At 54.3% G+C, this 23,208-nt stretch carries 19 protein-coding genes; 8 read left to right on the forward strand and 11 right to left on the reverse strand.

What is annotated here, in order from left to right; translation table 11 throughout:
- Window positions 1-22 precede the first annotated feature (22 nt).
- Window positions 23-1,027 carry a Gfo/Idh/MocA family oxidoreductase gene (locus tag DA718_RS20985; protein WP_112215364.1) on the forward strand — a complete coding sequence of 335 codons (1,005 nt, stop codon included), beginning with the start codon at window positions 23-25 and terminating at the stop codon, window positions 1,025-1,027.
- 45 nt (window positions 1,028-1,072) lie between these two features.
- On the opposite strand, the gene DA718_RS20990 is transcribed toward DA718_RS20985, so the two are convergent.
- Window positions 1,073-2,104 carry a Gfo/Idh/MocA family protein gene (locus DA718_RS20990; protein ID WP_112215365.1) on the reverse strand — a complete coding sequence of 344 codons (1,032 nt, stop codon included), beginning with the start codon at window positions 2,102-2,104 and terminating at the stop codon, window positions 1,073-1,075.
- 165 nt (window positions 2,105-2,269) lie between these two features.
- On the opposite strand from DA718_RS20990, the gene DA718_RS20995 reads away from it, so the two are divergent.
- A complete protein-coding gene (locus DA718_RS20995; protein WP_112215366.1) occupies window positions 2,270-3,142 on the forward strand; it encodes an extended-spectrum class A beta-lactamase OXY-8-1 in 873 nt (290 codons plus the stop codon).
- Window positions 3,143-3,410: 268 nt separating this feature from the next.
- Here DA718_RS20995 and DA718_RS21000 read toward each other — a convergent pair whose 3' ends face one another.
- From DA718_RS21000 to DA718_RS21015, 4 genes are all read right to left on the reverse strand, one after another.
- Entirely contained in the window at window positions 3,411-3,824 is a 414-nt protein-coding gene (locus DA718_RS21000; protein WP_112215367.1) for a DNA breaking-rejoining protein, read from the reverse strand.
- 87 nt (window positions 3,825-3,911) lie between these two features.
- Window positions 3,912-4,343: a cell envelope integrity TolA C-terminal domain-containing protein gene (locus DA718_RS21005; RefSeq protein ID WP_112215368.1), complete on the reverse strand. Its 432-nt coding sequence runs from the start codon at window positions 4,341-4,343 to the stop codon at window positions 3,912-3,914.
- A gap of 50 nt (window positions 4,344-4,393) precedes the next feature.
- Complete coding sequence (locus tag DA718_RS21010) at window positions 4,394-5,335, reverse strand: LysR substrate-binding domain-containing protein (protein ID WP_112215369.1); 942 nt, start codon at window positions 5,333-5,335, stop codon at window positions 4,394-4,396.
- A gap of 102 nt (window positions 5,336-5,437) precedes the next feature.
- A complete protein-coding gene (locus DA718_RS21015; protein WP_112215370.1) occupies window positions 5,438-5,932 on the reverse strand; it encodes a DUF1097 domain-containing protein in 495 nt (164 codons plus the stop codon).
- A 257-nt stretch (window positions 5,933-6,189) separates the two neighbouring features.
- Between DA718_RS21015 and DA718_RS21020 the strand changes: the two genes are divergently transcribed.
- The 6 genes from DA718_RS21020 (at window position 6,190) to DA718_RS21045 (ending at window position 13,098) form a co-directional block, all read left to right on the forward strand.
- Window positions 6,190-6,795: an ankyrin repeat domain-containing protein gene (locus tag DA718_RS21020; RefSeq protein ID WP_112215371.1), complete on the forward strand. Its 606-nt coding sequence runs from the start codon at window positions 6,190-6,192 to the stop codon at window positions 6,793-6,795.
- A gap of 38 nt (window positions 6,796-6,833) precedes the next feature.
- Window positions 6,834-7,709, forward strand: a complete 876-nt coding sequence (locus tag DA718_RS21025) for an oxamate carbamoyltransferase subunit AllH family protein (protein WP_112215372.1) — start codon at window positions 6,834-6,836, stop codon at window positions 7,707-7,709.
- Window positions 7,687-9,234, forward strand: coding sequence for an acyl-CoA synthetase FdrA (gene fdrA / locus DA718_RS21030; protein WP_112215373.1), 1,548 nt, complete (start codon window positions 7,687-7,689; stop codon window positions 9,232-9,234). The genes DA718_RS21025 and fdrA overlap by 23 nt, the downstream gene beginning before the upstream one ends.
- The gene (locus DA718_RS21035; protein WP_112215374.1) at window positions 9,234-10,649 is read left to right on the forward strand and encodes a YlbE family protein; all 1,416 of its coding nucleotides are present in this window, start codon (window positions 9,234-9,236) and stop codon (window positions 10,647-10,649) included. Before fdrA ends, DA718_RS21035 begins: the two co-directional genes overlap by 1 nt.
- Before the next feature lie 84 nt (window positions 10,650-10,733).
- A complete protein-coding gene (locus DA718_RS21040) occupies window positions 10,734-11,684 on the forward strand; it encodes a carbamate kinase family protein (RefSeq protein ID WP_112215375.1) in 951 nt (316 codons plus the stop codon).
- A gap of 28 nt (window positions 11,685-11,712) precedes the next feature.
- The gene (locus DA718_RS21045; RefSeq protein ID WP_112215376.1) at window positions 11,713-13,098 is read left to right on the forward strand and encodes an amidohydrolase family protein; all 1,386 of its coding nucleotides are present in this window, start codon (window positions 11,713-11,715) and stop codon (window positions 13,096-13,098) included.
- 62 nt (window positions 13,099-13,160) lie between these two features.
- Here the strand turns inward: DA718_RS21045 and lysS are convergent, their stop codons facing one another.
- The 6 genes from lysS to DA718_RS21080 all read right to left on the reverse strand — a co-directional run bounded on the left by lysS (window position 13,161) and on the right by DA718_RS21080 (window position 23,207).
- Complete coding sequence (gene lysS / locus DA718_RS21050; RefSeq protein WP_112215377.1) at window positions 13,161-14,678, reverse strand: lysine--tRNA ligase; 1,518 nt, start codon at window positions 14,676-14,678, stop codon at window positions 13,161-13,163.
- A gap of 321 nt (window positions 14,679-14,999) precedes the next feature.
- Window positions 15,000-16,475: a dipeptide permease DtpD gene (gene dtpD, locus DA718_RS21055; protein ID WP_112215378.1), complete on the reverse strand. Its 1,476-nt coding sequence runs from the start codon at window positions 16,473-16,475 to the stop codon at window positions 15,000-15,002.
- Between the two features lie 60 nt (window positions 16,476-16,535).
- Entirely contained in the window at window positions 16,536-18,683 is a 2,148-nt protein-coding gene (gene cadA, locus DA718_RS21060) for a lysine decarboxylase CadA (RefSeq protein ID WP_112215379.1), read from the reverse strand.
- 81 nt (window positions 18,684-18,764) lie between these two features.
- Window positions 18,765-20,102: a cadaverine/lysine antiporter gene (gene cadB, locus DA718_RS21065; RefSeq protein WP_112215380.1), complete on the reverse strand. Its 1,338-nt coding sequence runs from the start codon at window positions 20,100-20,102 to the stop codon at window positions 18,765-18,767.
- Between the two features lie 364 nt (window positions 20,103-20,466).
- Window positions 20,467-21,999, reverse strand: a complete 1,533-nt coding sequence (gene cadC, locus DA718_RS21075; protein ID WP_112215381.1) for a lysine decarboxylation/transport transcriptional activator CadC — start codon at window positions 21,997-21,999, stop codon at window positions 20,467-20,469.
- A 344-nt stretch (window positions 22,000-22,343) separates the two neighbouring features.
- Window positions 22,344-23,207, reverse strand: coding sequence for a ribokinase (locus DA718_RS21080; RefSeq protein WP_112215382.1), 864 nt, complete (start codon window positions 23,205-23,207; stop codon window positions 22,344-22,346).
- Between the last annotated feature and the right edge of the window lies 1 nt (window position 23,208).

Consider the following 23,208-nt stretch of genomic DNA (forward strand, 5'->3'; position numbering starts at 1 on the left):
TCCCTTTTTCTGGAGAAGAAAAATGACCTGCATTCGTTTTGCACTGTTAGGCAGCGGTTTTATCGGCCAGGTTCACGCCGCCAGCCTTGCTCGCCATGAACATACCGTTCTGGCCATGGTGGCTGATGCCGACCCCAATCGGGCGAAAGCGCTGGCCTCCCGTTACGGCGCGCGGGCGGTCACCGTCACCGAGGCCATCAATAGCGATGCGATTGATGCGGTGCTGATCGCCAGCTCAACCCCATCGCACGCGGAGCTGCTGGAGGCCGCCGCGCGCGCCGGGAAAGCCGTCTACTGCGAAAAACCCATCGATCTTTCGTTGGCTCGCGCACGTGAGGTTGTCGAGAAAGTGTTGCCGCTCAAAGTGCCGGTAACCGTGGGGTTTAACCGCCGCTTTGACGCCAGCCATCAGCAGTTGCGCCGTCAGGTTGAGGCTGGCGTTATCGGCAAAATCGAGCTGGTACAGATGGTGTGCCGGGCATCGGTTATGCCGCCGCTCGAGTATCTGCGCAGCTCCGGCGGCCAGATGCGCGACCAGGCGATTCACTTTTTTGACCTGCTGCGTTTTCTTACCGGCGATGAAGTGACGACCGTCGCCGCCATGGGAGGCGCGCTGGCGCAGCCGGAGATCGCCGGGTTCGATGATGTCGACACCTCCATTCTGCTGCTGAGAATGCGCGGCGGCGGGCTGGCTCAGCTGGACAATACCCGGCGTACCGGCCACGGCTACGATGAACGCGTTAGCCTGCTCGGAGCGGATGGCGTGGTAGAGTCCGGCAGCCAGACATCACGCGGCGTGACGCTGTGGCAAGGAGATCGCTGCATTCAACCCGGTCTGTATCCGGACTGGTTCAACCGTGTCCAGGGTTCGTATTATCAGCACATGGATGCCTTTGTCCGGTCGCTGCGCGGGGAAAACGTACCGGACCTGCCGGGGCTGCTGGACGGCCTGCAAGCGCAGGCTATCGCCGAGGCCGCCGTGCTCTCGCTGCAACAGGAGCAATTTATTAGCGTCGACCTGTCGTAAAAAAGCCCCGTATACCTGACGGTATACGGGGCAAGCACCGCGCCACTAGCGCTCTTCGTTAAATACCACGCCAATCTGCCGCCGCACTTCATCCATTACGCTCAGGTTTTCCAGCACCCTGGCCAACGGGCGGATCGGCGAATTCGTTAATCCCTGCCCGACGCACCAGGCAAAATGCTCGGCCTGATAAAACAGCTGGTCATAGCGATTACGCGGCTCTTCCCAGCGCAACACATTGCCGCCCTGGCTGGCGGCGAGGGTAAAATTCCCCGGCGCGTAAAACTGCCCATCAAGGGTCAGAGTCGCATCGCGCCCGGCCACCACCGCGCCGCCCGGCGTATTGCTGAATAGCGTGGTGTTCAGCAGCCCTTGCAAGCCCTCTTCCCAGTTAAAAAGCATCGAAATTTGCCCGTTGACGCCTTTCTGGGCTGGACGCCCGCGGGCGATAATATCCTGCGGCACACCGCCAACCATGACGCTAAACGAGGTCAGATAGCTGCCAAGATCCATCATCGGACCACCGGCGAGGTCGGCATTAAAAATGCGATGATCCGGCGTAAAGAACTCCCCGTGATCGGCGAGCAGCGTATGCAGATCGCCCAGTACGCCGTCATCCAGCAGTTGGCGAATCACGTCATATTTCGGCGCGTAGTCGCACCACATCGCCTCCATCGCCAACTTGCCCCGCTTTGCCGCTTCGGCTTGTAGCGCGGCCCCTTCCCGCCGGTTCAGCGCAAAAGGCTTTTCAATCAGCACATGCTTACCCGCTTTTAGTACCCGCAGCCCGTCCGGGAAATGGTGATTGTGCGGCGTGGCAATATACACTGCATCAATATCCGGACGCGCCAGCATCTCATCCACCTGAGCGTAAGCCTGCGGGATCGCCCACTGTGCAGCAAAACTGTCGGCCTTTTGTTGCGTGCGCGAGGCCACGGCGACAACCTGCTGACGGCTGTGCTCTTTTAAAGATTTTACAAAACGCTCGGCAATCCATCCGGGGCCAATAATTCCCCAGCGCAGAACAGGGACAGATTGCGCGGCGTGATGGCACGGTTTCGGTAACTGAGACGGGAACATAGCGGCTCCTTGTTTTTATGGGGTATACACAAAGGACACTATAAGCAGGCGCTAAGGGTGAGGAATAACGAATTAATGATGGAATTCCATCATCGAATTACCACTTGTCAAAATACAAGATGTCGCGGATAGTCCGGGCTGCTAATCACTATCAAGGAGCCTGAGATGATTAAAACTTCGTGGCGTAAAATCGCCCTGATTGCCGCCACCCTGCCTTTATTGCTCTGTAGCAGTTCATTATGGGCCAATGCCGATGCTATTCAGCGGAAGCTGACTGATTTAGAAAAAAGCTCCGGCGGCAGGTTGGGCGTGGCGCTGATTAACACTACAGATAATTCTCAAATTTTATATCGCGGAGATGAACGTTTTGCCATGTGCAGCACCGGTAAAGTGATGGCCGCTGCCGCGGTGTTAAAGCAAAGCGAAGTCGATAATCAAGTATTGAATAAAAGACTGGAGATTAAGAAATCAGATTTGGTGGTCTGGAGTCCGGTGACCGAAAAACATCTGCAGAGCGGAATGACGCTGGCGGAATTAAGCGCCGCAACCCTGCAATATAGCGATAACACCGCGATGAATAAGATGATTGGTTATCTTGGCGGACCAGACAAAGTGACCGCATTCGCCCGCAGCATTGGCGATGTCACTTTTCGTCTTGATCGTACGGAGCCTGCGCTGAACACCGCGATCCCGGGTGATGAACGCGATACCACCACGCCGCTGGCGATGGCCGAAATCCTGCACAAGCTGACGCTGGGTAATGCTCTGGGTGAACAGCAGCGCGCCCAGTTAGTGACATGGTTGAAAGGCAACACCACCGGCGGGCAGAGTATTCGTGCGGGCCTGCCTGCAGGCTGGGTCGTGGGAGATAAAACCGGCGCCGGTGATTACGGCACGACCAATGATATCGCCGTTATCTGGCCGGAAAATCATGCCCCGCTGGTGTTAGTCACTTATTTCACCCAACCACAGCAGGATGCGAAAAGCCGCAAAGAGGTATTAGCCGCAGCGGCAAAAATCGTGACCGAAGGGCTGTAGCCCGGTTCGGGGGTTTACACCACAATCCAGGAGGGCAGTCCGCTACGGCTTCCCGGGCCAGGGGTTCACTGCCGTGGGCAGATCGGTAGCCCGGACAGGCGCGTCACGCGCCGCCTCCGGGAAATTCAGCCACTCTGCGCTCTGCTCCCGGGGGCGGCGCTCAACGCGCCTTGCCCGGGCTACGGGTTCACCGCCATCTGCGATCCGGTAGCCCGTATAAGGCATTTACGCCGCAATCCGGGGAAAGCCGAACGCTCATGTTGAAATATTAATCCGTGATTTTAAACGTCAGCGCATAGGTGCTGGTTTTACCTTCATCACGCGCCCCCCCCATCTGATAAACCCGCACGGTATATTTACCACCAGCAGTAAGACGTTGCTCAAAAACATCGCCGCTCATTGATCCGTTATAAATCACCTCGTTAGCCGGTGTGATCACGTTAAAATAAGGATGCGGCCACTGGCTCTTCATGCTGATATGCATCATCTGGCCCGATTTTGCCATCAGCGTAAAATCATGACTATCATCACCGGTCACGGTACTTTTTATTATCGTGCCGTTGCTGCCTTTATCAAAACGAACGGCATTGCTGTTTATTTTATCACTCGCTATTAATGATACTGACGTTAATAAACAACTAACACAGATCATGCCACCAACAATTAACTTTAAATTTTTCATTTAATTAACACCTTATGTTTTTTATGCGCGCTGTTATAGCACATAAGGTGTCAGGAGTAAGCTGCTTCGAAATATTGTCCACCGTTTTTACGGTTTAAAATCCAGAGCGGCATTTTTTAAATTTTGATATGCCCGTTCACTCGGAAATGGTGGAAACTTCGTACGTAAAACAGCATCGTACATCACCGCACAAAACTCTGAACGCTCGCCTTCTACCTTCAAACCTGTCAGCTCTGCTTGACGGTTTAAAGACATACGCAAAGTACAGACGTCACCGCGATATTTTTCCCAATCAGGGATGTGCTCCCTAATAGCCTGTTGCAAGGCAAAAAGATAACCACTTAGATTTTCGCTATTTGCATCATCAGGCGGAAGAGTCAGGGTATCCGACTGCGCAGCGCGCTGATTCATCTCCTGAATAAGCTGCGTTTGAGAGGGGGTCTTTGTCTGCGTCCCCTGACAGCCGGAAAGCAGCCATACGCCAGCCACCAGAGCGAGTAGATATGTTACTTTTTTCATGATGTATCCTTACACAAAAAAGGCCGCTTCAAATCATCGGCGACGAAACACTATTCTCGCGTCTCCTGACGATGGAGTAAATCCTGATAAATCGTCGTTAATATCCCTCCCGGACGAAACCCTTTTTTGATCCATTGCGTCACCTGGCCAGTCGCGGCGTGCTGGGTCGCCAGCAGCATTCCCGAGTCCTGTCGCGGGTTGTGGATCTGACGAGTCACCAGCAATTTCTTCTCCATCGCTTCATGCGCCATATAATCCGGCAGAAATCCGATCCCTTCACCGAGGATCTGGCACTGGCATTTGGTATTAAAGTCCGGCACCAGGATCGCCTCCTGACCGTGCAGCAGCCAGCCCACCTTTTTATTAATGGTGCTGGCGGTATCCTCAACCATAATATTGGGGTACAGGCGTAGCTGGCTTTCGGAAATCGGCTCCGGCATAAACGCCAACGGATGATCCGGGGCAATAGCAAATACCCAGCGGATCGAGCCGATCTCGGTGTAATCAATACCGCCGCCGTCGAGCAGGGTATCCGGCGCACCGATAGCGATATTCGCCTGATTATTAATCATCGAGTCCCAGACACCGTTATAGACCTCGGTGGTCACAGTTATCTGGCAAGTAGGAAACTGTTTTTTTAACACCTGTAGCAGCCGTGCCGTGTGGCGCGGCGTATAGAGCAACTGATTAATACAGATGCGCACCCGCGCTTCAATTCCCTGAGAGATGGTATCGATGCTGCGCTTGATAGCGTGAAAATCATTCAACAGGTCAGTGGCTTTGCGAAAAAGATAAAAACCGGATTCGGTCAACTCAATGCTGCGGGTATTGCGGGTAAAAAGCACCACGTCCAGCCCCGCCTCCATCCGTTTGATGGTATAGCTGATAGCTGACGTGGTCAGCCCCAGCTCATCTGCGGCTTTACTAAAGCTGCCGAAACGTGCCGCGGTGGTAAACGCCAGCAGGTTCTCTTCAGTAAAAATGGAATTCATGTGGTGCTCCTGCTTTTATTTACCCATACAGTTGGGAAATGTATTGGCAGTACTGATGCCAGGGCAACCATTTTTGAATATCTTTTAAAAACTGGCGGCTTATTACACGTTCTCCTTCGATGTCGCCTCGCTGAGTTTTCGCCCGCTATACTCGGAAATAAAGCCCACGCAGTTACCGGCCAGGAACCCCAACAATGTCACCGTCCAGTTCAGTCCGGTGGCGAAAAACAGCGTCATCCCCAGGAAGCCGCCAGGAATAAAAGAAGTGAGCGCAAACCGTCCCTGCCAGACGATAACCGCCGAAAACGGCACCGTGGTTATTACGCTGGCCCAGAAGCCCGAAATTCCCGTGGCTGAAGCAATTACCCCTGCGGCCAGCGCGGCGAGATACGCCCAGATGGCCCCGGAATAGTTAACGAAGAGGCTTTTTACCCACCCTTCTTTACCGCCACCCGCCGCGTAAAAACTGCAAAAAGCGACAAAGCCAATGGTACCGAGTAATTCCCAACCGTGTTGCAGCCCAACGTGCGAGGAAATCAGCTGCCAGACGCCAGCGCAGATGCCAACCGTAATCCCCGTAGCGGTGAGTCCGTTCATATCTCTCTCCTCTTAATAAAATGGCCTGATGAAGTATTTCAGCGAGGAAACTATATCGAAACAAAACCCGATTGAGTTAAGGGACAAAGAGGGAAAGAAACAAACGTTGCACCAACGCACAGTCTGCATCGATTATTAAATAATATTCAACAATCAGCCTGATTATGGCGAATAAAATTTAAGCGGGTTCTTTTCTCATAATTTCGTTGCTATTCTCAGACCACCAATAAACAGCCACAAAAATCAGGGGAATGATAATGACCACACCAAATCTGCTGAATGAATATTTACTGGCTGCTGAACTAGGTAATTTAAATCAATTAAAAACCTGTCTAACACAAGGTTTCGATATTAATGCCAGCAATCGCCAGGGACAAACGGCCATTACGCTGGCAAGTCTGAATCACCATTATGACTGCGTCTCTGTGTTAATTTCCGCCGGAGTCGATATTAATCAGCAGGACAGAACCTGCCTCAATCCCTTTTTACTCAGCTGCCTGAATAACGATATTAAATTGCTGCAATTAATACTCCCCGCAAAGCCGGATCTGAACTGTTTAACCCGGTTTGGCGGCGTGGGCCTGACGCCTGCCTGCGAAAAAGGCCATATTGAGATCGTTAAAATACTGCTGGCCGAGACCGATATTAACGTCAACCACACCAACTTTGTTGGCTGGACGCCGCTGCTGGAAGCGATCGTTCTCAATGACGGCGGCCCGACGCAGCAGGCTATTGTTAAGCTGCTGCTGGAGCACGACGCCAGCCCGCATATGACCGATAAATATGGCAAAACCCCGCTGGAGCTGGCACGGGAGAAAGGGTTTGAAGAGATTGCCCAGTTGCTAATTTCTGCGGGAGCATAAACAGGAGCAGCGCTATCGACACCTTCACACCACGATGTGTGCAAGCGCTAACTGCAGATGAGGGTTTTCTCTGTGCACGCGGTAGTGGACGGATTGAGCAGGTCTTTTCCCGGGCGGTCAATATCTGGCTCCCGACAGAGCAGCAGCTACTGACGCTGCTTGGCGAAGGCTACGATAACGCCCCCAACAGCTGTCGGTTAGCGCTCACACACTTAAACACCCTGTTCCGGCCAGGTGAAACGGTCGAATTTGGTGATTCAGGCATCGGCGTTGGCAAGAATATCTGGATAAATACCGGTACCTGCTTTCGCTGGCAGACGCCGAAAACAACGCTGAATACCGTGCGATTTGGGGCTATTCCCTGGTCACGCTGGCAAAACTTTATTCATCTGCAACTTCATGAGGATGAAACGTTATTTCTCTATCGCGGCGACAATCCTTTTTATCGGGAGCTCGCCTGGGAATTGCAAGTGCGCCGAAAAAAATTACTTAACGCCATTACGCAAAAACAAAACATCACCCAGGCGGTTAGCCAGATGATTGGGTTGGGAATTGGCCTAACGCCGTCAGCGGATGATTACCTGGTAGGGCTAAGTATTATTTTATTTATTACCGGCCACCCGGCAGAGAAATACCGGAAAGCATTTTTAACTGCGCTGCAACGTGCCAAAAACAATACCACGCAGCTGAGTGCAATAACGTTAGAAGCTGCTTTACAGCAGCGTTACCGTGAAAGTATTGCCATCTTGATTAATCAGATAATTAATCAGGTGGACCATTTTTCTATTCAGACCATTGCCGAGATTAAAAATATTGGCTCAAGTTCCGGCTGCGACATGCTGTATGGCATAGCGGACGCCTGCGCGCTGAGCCAAACCTACGGAGGGAATTATGTCAGTCAAAATAGTTATTAAAAAGAACACGTATTTTGATTCCGTGTCGCTGATGTCGATATCGACACGCGCCAACCAACTCGACGGCGTCGAGCAGGCGTTTGTGGCGATGGCGACCGAGATGAACAAAGGCGTGCTGAAGAATCTCGGGCTGCTGACGACAGAGCTTAATGAGGCGAAAAACGGCGACCTGATGATCGTTATCAACGGCAAAGATGGTGCCGATAACGAGCAGACGCTGGCGGCTATTGAAGAATTATTCACTAAAAAGGCCGACAGCAGCTCGCACGAAGCGCGCTACGCCACCCTTGCCAGCGCCAAAAAGCATATACCCGAGAGCAACCTGGCGGTGATTTCGGTCAACGGGCTGTTCGCCGCCCGCGAAGCGCGTCAGGCGCTGCAAAATGACCTCAACGTGATGCTGTTCTCCGACAACGTGTCGATTGAAGATGAGCTGGCGCTTAAGCAGCTGGCGCATGAAAAAGGGTTACTAATGATGGGCCCGGACTGCGGCACCGCCATCATTAACGGTGCAGCGCTGTGCTTTGGCAACGCGGTGCGGCGCGGCAATATCGGCATTATTGGCGCATCCGGCACCGGCAGCCAGGAGCTGAGCGTGCGCATTCACGACTTCGGCGGCGGCATCTCACAGCTGATCGGCACCGGCGGACGCGACCTGAGTGAAAAAATTGGCGGGCTGATGATGCTCGACGCCATCGCCATGCTGGAAAACGATCCGCAAACTGAAATCATCGCGCTGGTCTCTAAACCGCCCGCCCCTGCGGTGGCACGTAAAGTACTGGAACGCGCACGAAGCTGCCGTAAACCGGTGGTCGCCTGCTTCCTCGGTCGCGCTGAGCCTCCGGCGGATGAACAAGGGCTACAGTTTGCGCGCGGGACCAAAGAAGCGGCGCTGAAAGCGGTTCTGCTGAGCGGCGTGAAAAAAGAATCTTTAGACCTGCACCCGCTGAACGAAAAGCTGATTGCCGAGGTTCGTGCGCAGCTCACGCCACAGCAAAAATATATTCGCGGCCTGTTCTGCGGCGGCACCCTGTGCGATGAAACGATGTTTGCGGTGATGGAAAAACACGGTGACGTCTACAGCAACATTCAGCCCGACCCAGCGTTCCGTCTGACTGACATTAACCGCAGCGTCAAACACACCTTCCTCGATTTCGGTGATGATGACTTCACCAACGGCAAGCCGCATCCGATGATCGACCCGACTAACCGCATCAGCCGTCTGCTCCAGGAAGCGCGCGATCCTGAAGTCGGCGTCATCGTGATGGACTTCGTGCTCGGTTTTGGCTCGCACGAGGATCCAGTCGGTTCAACGATCGAGGCAATCCGAGAAACAAAAGCGATCGCCGCCGCCGAAGGGCGAGAGCTTGCGATCCTCGGCTACGTGCTGGGGACCGATCTTGATACGCCATCGCTGGAAAAACAGCGCCAGATGTTAAGCGACGCGGGCGTCATTCTGGCCAGCAGCAGCACCAATACCGGATTGCTGGCGCGTGAATTTATCTGCAAAGGGGAGAACGCCTGATGAGCCAGTTATTTAACCAACCGTTGAACGTGATTAACGTCGGTATCGCCATGTTTAGCGACGATCTGAAAAGGCAGCATGTTAATGCCACCCAGCTCGACTGGACGCCGCCGGGTCAGGGCAATATGCGGATTGTTAACGCACTGGATAGCATCGCCGACTCGCCGCTGGCGGAGAAAATCGCCGCAGCCAACCAGCAGGCGCTGGAACGTATTATTCAGTCCCACCCGGTGCTGATTGGCTTTGATCAGGCGATTAACGTCGTTCCTGGCATGACGCCGAAAACGATTCTCCACGCCGGTCCGCCGGTGAAGTGGGAAAATATGTGCGGCGCAATGAAAGGTGCGGTCACCGGGGCGCTGGTGTTTGAAGGGCTGGCGAAGGATATCGATGAAGCGGCGGTACTGGCGGCTTCCGGCGAAATCACCTTCTCGCCGTGCCACGAGCATGACTGCGTGGGGTCGATGGCGGGTGTGACCTCCGCTTCGATGTTTATGCATATCGTCGAGAACAAAACCTACGGCAACATCGCTTATACCAACATGAGCGAGCAGATGGCGAAGATCCTGCGCATGGGGGCCAACGACCAGAGTGTGATCGACCGTCTGAACTGGATGCGTGACGTACAGGGCCCGATGCTGCGCGACGCGATGAAAATCATCGGCGAGATCGACCTGCGCTTAATGCTGGCGCAGGCGCTGCATATGGGCGACGAGTGTCACAACCGCAACAACGCGGGCACCACGCTGCTGATCCAGGCGCTGACGCCAGGGATTATTCAGGCCGGTTACTCCGTTGAGCAGCAGCGCGAAGCGTTTGAATTCGTCGCCAGCAGCGACTACTTCTCCGGCCCGACGTGGATGGCGATGTGTAAAGCGGCGATGGACGCAGCGCACGGCATCGAATACAGCACCGTGGTTACCACCATGGCGCGCAACGGCGTCGAGTTCGGCCTGCGGGTCAGCGGCCTGCCTGGACAGTGGTTTACCGGTCCGGCGCAGCAGGTGATTGGCCCAATGTTTGCCGGATATAAGCCGGAAGACTCGGGGCTGGATATTGGCGATAGCGCGATTACCGAAACCTACGGCATCGGCGGTTTTGCGATGGCGACGGCCCCGGCAATTGTGGCGCTGGTGGGCGGTACGGTGGAAGAGGCTATCGATTTCTCCCGCCAGATGCGCGAAATCACGCTGGGCGAGAACCCGAACGTCACCATCCCGCTGCTCGGTTTTATGGGCGTGCCGACGGCTATCGATATCACCCGCGTCGGCAGCAGTGGCATTCTACCGGTGATCAACACCGCTATTGCGCATAAAGATGCGGGCATCGGCATGATTGGTGCCGGGATTGTTCATCCACCGTTCGCTTGCTTCGAGAAGGCGATTTTAAGCTGGTGCGAACGCTACAACGGATAACGGACGCTCCCTCTCCCTTTAAAAGGGAGAGGGAGCAAACCGAACAACAATAATCACATCATCTTCTGCACTGGAACCTACACGATGAAAGAACTTGTGGTCGTTGCCATTGGCGGCAACAGCATAATCAAAGACAACGCCAGCCAGTCGATTGAACATCAGGCGCAGGCGGTGAAAGCGGTCGCCAATACGGTGCTGGAGATGCTGGCGTCCGATTACAACGTGGTGCTCACCCACGGCAACGGGCCGCAGGTAGGGCTGGATTTACGCCGCGCCGAAATCGCCCATGAGCGCGAGGGTCTGCCGCTCACTCCGCTGGCCAACTGCGTCGCCGATACTCAGGGCGGGATCGGCTATCTTATTCAACAAGCGCTGAACAACCGTCTCGCCGAACGCGGCGAACAAAAAGCGGTGACGGTGGTGACGCAAGTGGAGGTGGATAAAAACGATCCTGGTTTTGCCCATCCGACCAAACCCATCGGCGCGTTCTTTAATGAAAACCAGCGTGATGAGCTCCTGCATGCCCATCCAGACTGGCGATTTGTCGAAGACTCAGGACGCGGTTACCGTCGGGTCGTGGCTTCTCCTGAGCCGCAACGCATCGTCGAGGCCGCTGCTATCAAAACCCTGACTCAGCAAGGTTTTATCGTGATTGGCGCAGGCGGCGGCGGTATTCCGGTGGTGCGCGGTGAGCAGGGGGATTATCAGAGCGTCGATGCGGTGATCGACAAAGATCTCTCCACCGCCCTGCTGGCCCGCGAGATCCGCGCCGATATTCTGGTTATCACCACCGGTGTTGAAAAAGTCTGTATCCATTTTGGTCAACCCAATCAGCAGGCGCTGGGCACAACCACCGTCAGCGAAATGACCCGCTATATGCAGGAAGGCCATTTCCCGGCGGGCAGTATGCTGCCAAAAATCGTCGCCAGCCTCGAGTTCCTGCAACACGGCGGCAAACGGGTCATCATTACCACGCCGGAACGCCTGGCCGCCGCGCTGCGCGGGGAAACCGGAACCCATATCGTGCATGACTAAGATAGGCTCTAAAACAAAAGGAAGAGAGATGAATAGAGACAATAGCCGTCGGGAGTTTCTCAGCCAGAGCGGTAAGATGGTCACCGCTGCCGCTCTGTTCGGTGGTGCGGTTCCGGCCGCCTATGCCGCGAACAGCCAGACTCCGGCGAGCACCTGCGAAAATAAAAGCATCAATCGCATCGCCAACAACCACTACTATCTCGACAACGTCCTGCTGGAAAGCGGCTTTGAGTATGAGAACGGGGTTGCGGTGCACACCCGCACTGAACGGCAAACGCTGGAGATTCGCGACGGCAAAATTGCGGCGCTGTTAAGTAATAAAAACCATCCCGATACCGCCCTTCCCCACTATGACGCAGGTGGCAAGCTGATGCTGCCGGCGATGCGCGATATGCATATTCACCTGGATAAAACCTTCTACGGTGGCCCGTGGCGATCGCTGAACCGCCCGGCGGGCACCACGATTCAGGATATGATCAAGCTGGAGCAGAAGCTGCTGCCCGAGCTACAGCCTTACACGCAAGCGCATGCCGAAAAACTGATCGACCTGATCCAGTCCAAAGGCTCCACCATCGCCCGCAGCCACTGCAATATTGAGCCAGTCTCCGGGCTGAAAAATCTCGAAAATCTTCAGGCGGTGCTGGCGCGACGTCAGGCGGATTTTGCGTGTGAGATCGTCGCCTTTCCACAGCATGGGCTGCTGCTGTCGAAATCTGAACCGCTGGTGCGTGAAGCGATGCAGGCCGGCGCACACTATGTTGGTGGGCTGGATCCGACCAGCGTCGACGGCGCGATGGAGAAATCGCTCGATACCATGTTCCAGATTGCGCTCGATTACTATAAAGGCGTCGATATTCACCTGCACGAGACTAGCCCGGCGGGCATAGCGGCGGTGAATTATATGGTGGAAACCGTCGAGAAAACACCGCAGTTGAAAGGCAAGCTAACCATCAGCCACGCCTTCGCGCTGGCGATGATGAATGAGCAGCAGGTAGATGAAATCGCCACGCGTATGGCGGCGCAGCAAATCACCATTGCCTCCACCGTGCCCATCGGCACGCTGCATATGCCGCTCAAACAGCTGCGTGATAAAGGCGTCTTTGTGATGACCGGTACCGATAGCGTTATCGATCACTGGTCGCCGTATGGCCTCGGCGACATGCTGGAAAAAGCTAACCTTTACGCCCAGCTCTATATTCGCCCCAATGAGCAGACGCTGTCGCGTTCGCTGGCCATCGCCACCGGCAACGTGCTGCCGCTCAATGATAAGGGCGAGCGCGTCTGGCCCAGGGCGCAGGATGAAGCCAGCTTCGTGCTGGTTGACGCTTCCTGTTCCGCCGAGGCGGTGGCGCGAATTTCGCCGCGTGCCGCGACCTTCCATAAAGGCAATATGGTGTGGGGCAGCGTCGGATAAATGCCCCTGTAGATGCAAAAAACCCCGGCACCAGACCGGGGTTGGGTTTATTGCAATAGCACTTATTTCACCGGACGCATGGCCGGGAACAGGATCACATCGCGAATGGTATGGCTGTTAGTAAACAGCATCACCATACGGTCAATACCAATTCCCAGACCGGCGGTCGGTGGCAGGCCATATTCCAGCGCGGTGACGTAGTCTTCGTCGTAGAACATCGCTTCGTCATCCCCCGCCGCTTTGGCGTTAACCTGATCGAGGAAACGCTGCGCCTGGTCTTCGGCATCGTTCAGCTCGCTAAAACCGTTGCCGATTTCACGCCCGCCGATAAAGAACTCGAAGCGATCGGTGATTTCCGGGTTCACATCGTTGCGGCGCGCCAGCGGCGAAACTTCTGCCGGATACTCGGTGATAAAGGTCGGCTGGATCAGGTGCGCTTCTGCCACTTCGTCGAAGATCTCGGTGACGATACGCCCCAGTCCCCAACTTTTCTCGACATGAATGCCGATGGATTCCGCCAGCGCTTTCGCCGCGTCGAAGTTATCCAAATCCGCCATCTCAGTTTCCGGACGGTATTTCTTAATCGCTTCGCGCATGGTCAGTTTTTCAAACGGCTTGCCGAAGTCGAACATCTGGTCGCCGTACGGCACTTCGGTTTTACCCAGTACGGTCTGCGCCAGCGTGCGGAACAGCGACTCGGTCAGTTCGATCAGATCCTTGTAATCCGCATACGCCATATAGAGTTCCATCATGGTGAACTCAGGGTTATGGCGTACGGAGATCCCTTCGTTACGAAAGTTACGGTTGATCTCGAAAACCCGTTCGAAGCCGCCAACCACCAGCCGTTTCAGGTATAGCTCCGGCGCGATGCGCAGATACATGTCCAGATCGAGGGCATTATGATGGGTGATAAACGGACGCGCCGAAGCGCCGCCGGGGATCACCTGCATCATCGGGGTTTCCACTTCCATAAAGCCGCGCGCGACCATAAATTGACGCATAGTCGCGAGGATCTGCGAGCGCACCTTAAAGGTGTGGCGCGACTCTTCGTTGGAGATCAGATCGAGATAACGCTGACGGTAGCGCGCTTCCTGATCCTGCAGGCCGTGGAATTTGTCCGGCAGCGGACGCAGGGCTTTGGTCAGCAGGCGCAGCTCGGTGCAGTGAATGGAGAGTTCGCCGGTCTGGGTTTTAAACAGTTTACCGCGCGCGGCGATGATGTCGCCGAGGTCCCATTTTTTAAACTGCTCGTTATAGACGCCTTCCGGCAGGTCGTCGCGGGCAACGTATAGCTGAATGCGACCGCCAACGTCCTGTAAGGTGACGAAGGAGGCTTTCCCCATGATACGGCGAGTCATCATGCGGCCAGCAACGGAGACGTCGACGCTCAGAGAAGTGAGTTCGTCGTTGTCCTTACCATCGAATTCAGCATGGAGCTGGTCAGAGGTATGGTCGCGACGAAAATCGTTCGGGAACGCCACGCCCTGCTCGCGCAGCGCGGCCAGTTTTTCACGACGGGTTTTCAGTTCATTATTAAGGTCAATTGCCTCATCGGCACCTTGTGCTTGTTGTTCAGACATGTTGGTTCCTCATAACCCTGCTTGCAAACTTGCTTCGATAATTGAACCAGGTCACTACACGGCGCGGCCTGTCTCGGGTGGCAGCACCGGAGAACAATCTTAAGGAGCCTGGTTTCACTTCCGGCTGATTTCACTCAGCCATCGCTTAAGTAACAGTTTTTTGTCTTCGGCTTCCGCGCTCGCCAGAATATCCTCCTCCTGATTAGTGAACGGTGCAAGGAGCGGCTTTCGCTCCGCTATTGGATATGGACCCCGGAGGCGGCGTTGCGCACCTGTCCGGGCTACAAAACCCTCGGGCCATTCTTGTAGCCCGGACAGGCGCTACGCGCCGCCTCCGGGAACTTCACCGGCAGCCGCGCGGCGTTTGCCCACGCTACAGGCGGCGGCAACAGCGATAATGACAATCGCCACCACGCAGCCCAGCGTCCACTCGCCCATTTGCGCAAAGAAATGCTGATACGCGACAATCGCCGTATCGCTGATTTGCGACTCGGTGGTCTGCTGCGCCACCACGCCCGCCAGCCAGTTCGCCACCGCGCCGGTCGCCAGCATATAAATCCCGGTCAGCACGCCGGTCACGCCGGGCATATTGAGACGGGTGATTTGCGCCATCGCCACCGGATCGATAAACAGCTCGGCAAAGCCCATCAGCGCCAGGCCAGCCACCATCATGCCCATCGACGCCTGACCCTGTGTCGCACCATGGCGCGCATTAAGCGCCAGCAGCATAAAACCACAGCCCATCAGCACCAGACCGAAGGCAAACTTCAGCCAGACGCGCAGCGCCGAACGGGTGCTGCCTTCGGGGCGCATTAGCCACGCGAGCACGACGCCCGCCGCCATCACCGCCACGGCATTCACCGACTGGAACAGCGCGGTCGGCACTTCAATATTCAGCAGGCGGCGATTAACAAAGTGGTCGATAAACAGGCTGATTGAGCTACCGCCCTGCTGCGCCAGTACCCAGAACAGCGTACCGGTCAGCATTAGAAGTACGATTTGCCACAGCGCGCGGCGGTGTTCGGGGGATTTGACCATAATTCGCGCCACCATTTGGGCAGCGAACACGCAGACAATCGCCAGCAGATAGCCAGACCAGTTATTCTCCAGCAGCAGCGTAAAAAATACCGGCGCAACGCAGAGCATCACTACCAGCCAGCCCCAGGTCGGCAGCACAAACTTCACCGTCCGCAGCGCCTGTTTATCGACGCTGCGCGTGTCGCGGAAGTAGCGGCTACCGCTTAAGAAAATCATCAGGCCGACAAACATACCGATCCCCGCCAGCGCAAAGCCGATATGCCAGCCGTACCACTGTGCCGCCAGTCCGCAGGCGATTGGCGCGGCGATGGAGCCGACGTTACCGGCGGCGTACAACAGCGAAAAACCGCCGTCGCGACGCGGGTCGTCAACGGCGTAGAGCTCGCCCAGCAGACAGCTGATGTTGGATTTGAACAGGCCATAGCCGCAGATAATGATCGCCAGCGCGAGATACAGGCTCCAGGTGGAATCGGATTCGACGCCCAGCACCACATGGCCAAGCGTCATTAACAGCGCGCCGGCAATCACTGCCGTGCGGTTGCCGAGCAGGCGGTCGGCAAGCCAGCCGCCGAGAATAGGAGTGACGTACACCAGGGAAGCGTAAGCGCTGAACAGGCTGATGGCGTGGCTGTCATCGAAGCCAAGCTGATGGGTGAGATAGAGGATGAGTAAGGCACGCATGCCGTAAAAGCTGAAGTACTCCCAGATTTGGATCGCTACGATGTAGTAAATCGCGCGCGGCTGTGAGGGTGTTTTCATGTGTTCTCCTTGCAGCGTGAAAAAAGGGAAGTGGCAAGCCACTTCCCTGTTGTGCATCGATTATTTGTTGTTTTCGTCTTTCAGCACTTTAACGGTATAACGACCATCCGCCTGCCGATAGGCACCGTGGATATCGGTTTCGAAGCCCGGATAGTGAGCACCGATTTCGCACAGCATCTGCAGGAACTCCAGTACCGGACGGCTCTCTTCGGTGATCATCTCACCCGGCATCACCAGCGGAACTCCCGGAGGATACGGCAGGATCATGTTGGCGTTGACGCGACCGACCATCTCTTCGAGATAAACCTCTTCAGTCTGACCGTGCAGCTCTTTTTGGAACGCAGCGTATGGCGTGATCATCATCGCTGGCAGCACTTCGAATGCGCGGAACATCAGGTCCGGCAGGTTGTGATGCTCAACCAGTTTGTGAATGTTCTGCGCCAGTTCCTGAACACGCATGTTCTCATAGAACTCAGGATCTTCACGGTACAGCGACGGCAGCATGTTTTTCACCCGCAGGTTCAGGTCGAACGCGCGTTTGAAATCAGTCAGCGCGCGCAGCAGGCTCAGCGCTTTGGTTTTGTCGATACCGATGCTGAACAGGAACAGTAGGTTGTACGGACCGGTTTTTTCGACCACGATACCGTGTTCGTCGAGGTATTTCGCCACGATGCTGGCCGGAATACCGAACTCATCCATGGTGCCGTCTTTCTTCATCCCCGGGGTCAGCAGCGTGACTTTGATCGGGTCGAGGTACATGTGTTCGTTGTCGATGTTTTTGAAACCGTGCCATGCGCTGTCGGAGCGCAGCGGCCAGCATTCAGCACCATCGATATGTTCCGGCTGCCAGACGTCGAAGAACCACCCTTCAGACTCGCCTTTCAGACGTTTGATCTCTTTACGGAACTTGATAGAACGCTCGATAGAACCGTCGATCAGGCGCTTACCGGCGTTGCCTTTCATCATCGCCGCCGCGGTTTCGGTAGAAGCCACCACGCCGTAGTGCGGAGAGGTGGTGGTATGCATCATGTAGGCTTCATTAAAGGTTTCTTCGTTAACGTCGCCTTTAATGTGGATCATCGAAGCCTGGGAGAACGCCGCCAGCAGTTTGTGCGTAGACTGGGTTTCGTAAATCACTTTCCCTTCAACGCGACCGCCGCTCATCCCGCATTTACCGGCGTAAATCGGTGAGAAATTGGTGTAAGGCACCCATGCTGAGTCAAAGTGTATGGATTTCACATCCAGGGTTTTCTTGATGAAGTCGGTGTTGTACAGCAAGCCATCATAGGTGGAGTTGGTGATTACCGCATGCACCGGCCAGGTGGCGTTCGGGGTCTCTTTCACGCGTTTGGCGATAGTCGCATGCTGGAATTCGCTCTGCGGGATACCACCGAGGATGCCGTAAGCGTTACGCGTCGGGCGGAAGTAGATTGGCGTAATGTCGCTCATCATCATCAGATGGGTCAGCGATTTGTGGCAGTTACGGTCAATCAGTACGGTGCTACCGGCCGGCGCGGAGTACATCCCGACGATTTTGTTGGCGGTAGAAGTGCCGTTGGTCACCATATAGCTGCGTTCAGCATTAAAGACGCGAGCAATATACTCTTCCGCTTCTTTGTGTGGACCGCTGTGATCGAGCAGAGAACCCAGTTCAGAAACCGAAATCGAGATGTCAGATTTCATGGTATTGGAACCAAAGAAATCGTAGAAGATGCTGCCAACTGGGCTTTTCTGGAACGCGGTACCGCCCATGTGGCCTGGGGTACAGAAGGTGTATTTGCCTTCACGCACGTATTTGAACAGCGCCTTGGTCAGCGGCGGCAGAATGGTGTCGATATATTCGTCAGTGTTCTGTTTGATTTTGTCGGCGATATCATTCGCCGCGCCCAACGCATATTCGAAGAAGCGAACCTGCATACGCAGATCGTTGAGGCTCACGTCCAGAGTGGAGTAAGTGTTAGCGAAAGCGTACAGCGGCATGTATTCGTTCAGTTTGCTAATTTCTTCGCACAGTTCGAGATTGTATTTATCCCAGTCGAAGATAACGCCGCACAGACGCGCATTGTTTTCGATAAGTTTTAATAAGTCGTCACGGTCGTTCGGGTAGACAATACGGAAGTCCAGGCGTTCGAGGGCGCGATGCAGTTCACGGATGGGCTCTTCTTTGAAGTAAACACCCATGTGATTCATGATTGCGATAACGTTCATAGTCAAATCTCCAGATAAAGAAAGCCCCTCCCGCCACGTCGTGACAGGTGATGGAAGGAGCCTCAGGAATAGGGTTACTGATTAATGCGCGCTGGCGGTGTTGTTATCAGCGGAACTGTCGTTACTCTGACGCTGGTGCATTTTGCGACCGTAGAACATCAGGATAATCAGGCTGACGATAAAGGTACCGGCCAGTTCGAAGGAGCTTGCACCCATCAGGGCGATGAAGCAGAACCCGCAGCCGAGGATGGAGCAAATCAGGCTGACAAGGTTGCGGACGTTGATGCCTTCGAAGCGAATCAGGTCAACGCAGGAGTAGAAGTAAGGCAGCATGGTCAGCAGAACCGCGATACCGGTCAGTTCGCCGAACAGGTCGGAAGCTTTACCGCCGGTTGAGTTCATCAGGGTAATCAGCACCATCAGAACAGTCATTTTCACTGCGGCCAGCAGCAGGCCTTTTTTCGGGTTACCGTTTTTATCCAGCTCACCGTAGATTTTCGGGAAGTTACCATCGTTAGCGGCGCGAACACCGGCCTGGCCGACCAGCATCATCCACGAACCAAGCGAAGTCAGACAAGCAAAGGCGGTAAAGGCGGAAACGACCGGAGCAGCCCAGCCGCCGAGCATAGTGGAAGCACTCACCGCAAACGGCGCGCCGGAGGCAGCCATTTCAGAGGCAGGGTACATACCGGCAATAACCTGAGTCGCGGCGATATAAACGATACCTGCCAGCGCGGTCCCCAGCATAGTGGCCAGCGGCACGGTACGTTTCGGGTTTTTCACCATCCCGGTACTCACTGCGGCAGATTCGACACCTACGAAGGCCCACAGGCAGAGCAGGATACTTTTGATAACCGCGTGGCTGTCAGTCGTCGCGGAAGTGTTCCAGTTAGCCTGATAGGTCGCAACGTCAAACCAGTGCCAGCCAACAACCGCCGTCATCACCACCGGAATAAGCACCAGTACCAGACCAATTGTGGTCAGGCGGCTAACCCAGGTTCCGCCGAGCATATTTACGAAGGTAAATATCCATACAATGGCAATACAGGCAATACCCGCCGGGACCGGATTATTCAAAATTGGGAAGAAGGTTGATAAATAAGAGACGGCAGTAATCCCGATAGCCAGATTACCGATCCAGTTTGCGTGATAATAAAGGACGCCGGTCTGGAAACCGAACGCCGGAGATATTTCACCCGCATAGGCAATTGGACCACCCTGCTGCGGGTTTTTGGTCGCCAGTCGGGCATATACATAAGCCAGAGACATTGCGCCAATAATAGATATCACCCAACCCCAGATGGCGATAGAACCGATACTCGCCAGGTTCGCAGGTAATAGTGCAATACCGCTCCCCATCATATTACCGGCTACGACACCGGTACAGGCAAATAGCCCGATCTTCTTGGCAGAACTCATGTTTGCTTTTCTCCTAAGTTTATTTTGGAGGTACAGATCATGATGATGAACCTTTTATTGACCCGACCAACTGCCAATAAGATTACGGATTAGTACGAGATAAGTCCTAAAGATAAAGTGAAATAACGACAAACATCAGACAAATGACATTTTGACCTTTTTCGCGCAACATATCAGGATGACAAGTTGATATCAAAAAAAGATAAACATTGAATATTTACAGCAAGTTAGAAAAAAACCGCATGTTGAAATTGTGTTGCAAACAGGCTGGAAATTGCTATAGATATATAACAACAGAGAGGCTCATGAGAAACATAATATTAACCTCATCATGGCCAAAACCATGGCCATGATGAGGGTTTACTTATTCTGAAGCGAGGAAGTTATCGAGATACGGAACAACGCGGGTTACGGAGGTCTGAAATACGGCGTTTTCAATCCAGTAAAATGTATTCTCTCCTGGGCGCAAATTAAACGCCGTCAGGTAGGCATCGGCAGCTTCCCGGTTCTGCCCTTTCATTTCGTAGACTTTACCTAACAGCACATAGTTCATCCACGACATTTCGAGATCAATGCCGGTATTAATCGCGCTGTAGGCTTCATCGACTTTTCCTTTGCCAAGCATATCCACCGTTTTAATCTGATAAAATATTGCCATATCTTTAATCCCGGGCATATTACCCACTCGGGTTATTTCGCTATAAAGATCGGCTAACTGTTTATCATCCAGCGGCTGCTGCGAATGGCGCAATACGTCAACCAGCGCCTTTTCCGCCCAGGCATAGGTAAAGTCCGGCGACTGTTTATTCACATCAGCAAGCAGAGCGCTGGCTTTTCCCAGCGAATCAACGTCTCCATTCATTAATAGCTGATGCGCCTGATAGAAATGAGTGAGTGCAATACTTTGCGAGGGTTGATACTGCTTTAACATCTCCTGCATGCGCGCCGGCCATGGCTGCTTCAGCGCCTCCGACAGGCTGCTCAGCAGGTCGTTCTGAATCGACAGCTGGTTGTCGTTGGTGACGAAGTAGCGCTTGTCCATCATGGTCGAGCCGTCGGCGTTATCGACCATCTTAACCGACATAAAGCACTGCTGAGCACGGTAGTGGCGCTGGTTGACAAACTCAATGGTCAACGTTTTTCCAGAACTGCTTGGCTCATTAATGTTGTAGTTGGTTTTGTCGTGCACCATAAAGGTTGAGAAGGTGTTCAGCGATGTGGTAATCAGGCTTCCTAAGCCGATGGCATAGGAGTGCTGTGACGACCAGTTATTGCAGGTGCTGCCGCTGAGCAGGTGAATATCAACATCGCGCGGGTTGAGCAGCAGCCGCGCCTTAGTGACCGGCGGGCGCGACTCCAGAGTCGATAGTGCCACCAGCGCCACGCAGCTGCCGAGGGCCAGCAGGAACAATCCCCAGACGATAAAGGTGCTAATCCGCTTACGTTTTTCAGGTTTTGCGGGCGGCGCAATCTCCGGCGCGGCCATATTGGGCTGCGGGGAGGCCGACGGCGTGCCAGGTTCAGCCATCGGTGTTTCTGCAGGAATAACCGGCGTCAGTTCCTCCCCCTCTTCCGTACACCAGATAACCGGTACCGTCAGCTTATAGCCGCGTTTGGGTACGGTAGCGATATATTCCAGGCTGCTATCGTCGCCATCTTTCAAAGATTTGCGCAATTCGGAGATACTTTGCGTCACAACGTGACTGGTGACCACATTGCGGGTCCAGACGTTATCAATAAGCTCGTCCCGGCTGAGTACTTCTCCGGGATGGCGGGCAAAGAAAACCAGAAGATCGATCAGGCGCGGTTCGAGAGTTAGCTGACGCCCCTTGCGGCTAATTTGGTTAACAGAGGGAGTAACCAGCCATTCTCCAACGCGAACAACAGGTTGTTGCATAAACAAGAGCCCCAGGACGAAAAAGGGAAAGGCGCGATGATAACACATTTCCCCTACCTATTTATGATAGGGGTCATGACCTTGAACGCGATATATTCCTCTTCGTTTTTAATGCCTGGCAAAATTTCATTTGCGAATGATAAAAATCAGATAACCAAAGAGGATATTTGTGAGCACTTTAAAAGTAGCAATAAGATGAGGTCGTAGGGATTGTTTGTGAGGAGGAAAAATAGAGAGCTTATGAATTTTTCGAACGACCAGAAAGCTGGGGCCCTTTTCGGACGCTGAAGTTCAGCCAACAATAGCTGAACTTCAGCGCTTAGACGTGTAATGACAACCAATGATTAAACATTCGACTGCGAGACATGTCGGGCCGCTGCAGCATTGGCACTCGCCACCGCTTCCGCTAACGACTTATTGGCCGTTAAAGAGGCACACAGCGCTCCCACAAAGCAGTCTCCGGCCCCATGAGTGCTAACCAGTTTAACCTTCTGAGCGGGTAAAGTTTGAGCAACATCACCAGACTCGCACCAGGCGACACCATGTTCACCGGCGGTCACAATCACCTTATTAAAGCGCTTCGCCAGTGCCGTCGCGGCCTGCTGCGCCGAGGCTAAATCCTCGACGGTGACGCCACACATATCACGAGCTTCAATGGCGTTGACGATCAGGATATCGATAAGCGCAGCAAACTGCTCGCCAAGACGGCGCGCTGGTGCGGCATTAATACACACTGGGATGCTGCGCTGTTTTGCCGTACTCGCTGCCAGCAAATTAACCGTCTCAGGGACTTCATTTTGCAAAACCAGCATGCTGACGTTGTCCCAGAAGTGCGCGTCCTGAAATACGCTAGCGGGAATTTTCTGGTTAGCGTTAGAGACCACTACCGCACCATAATCGCCTTCCTCATCGGAAATAGCCACGCTCATCCCCGAAGGGCTATCCGCCACCAACGCCACCGCGCTGACATCAATACCTGCCTGTCGTAAGGTATCAACCAGGAAACGGCCCTGCTCATCCGTGCCAACAGCTCCGGCAAAACAGACCTCTGCGCCAGATTTGGCCGCTGAGATCGCCTGGTTCCCCCCTTTGCCGCCAAACTTATAGCGACAGGCGGTGCCCATTACCGTTTCGCCTTTCTCAGGCCGATGGTGTGCATCAATCATAATGTCGTAATGGAGGCTGCCTGCGACTGCAATTTTGTTCATA

This window comes from Klebsiella huaxiensis, assembly GCF_003261575.2.
GTDB classification, from domain to species: domain Bacteria; phylum Pseudomonadota; class Gammaproteobacteria; order Enterobacterales; family Enterobacteriaceae; genus Klebsiella; species Klebsiella huaxiensis.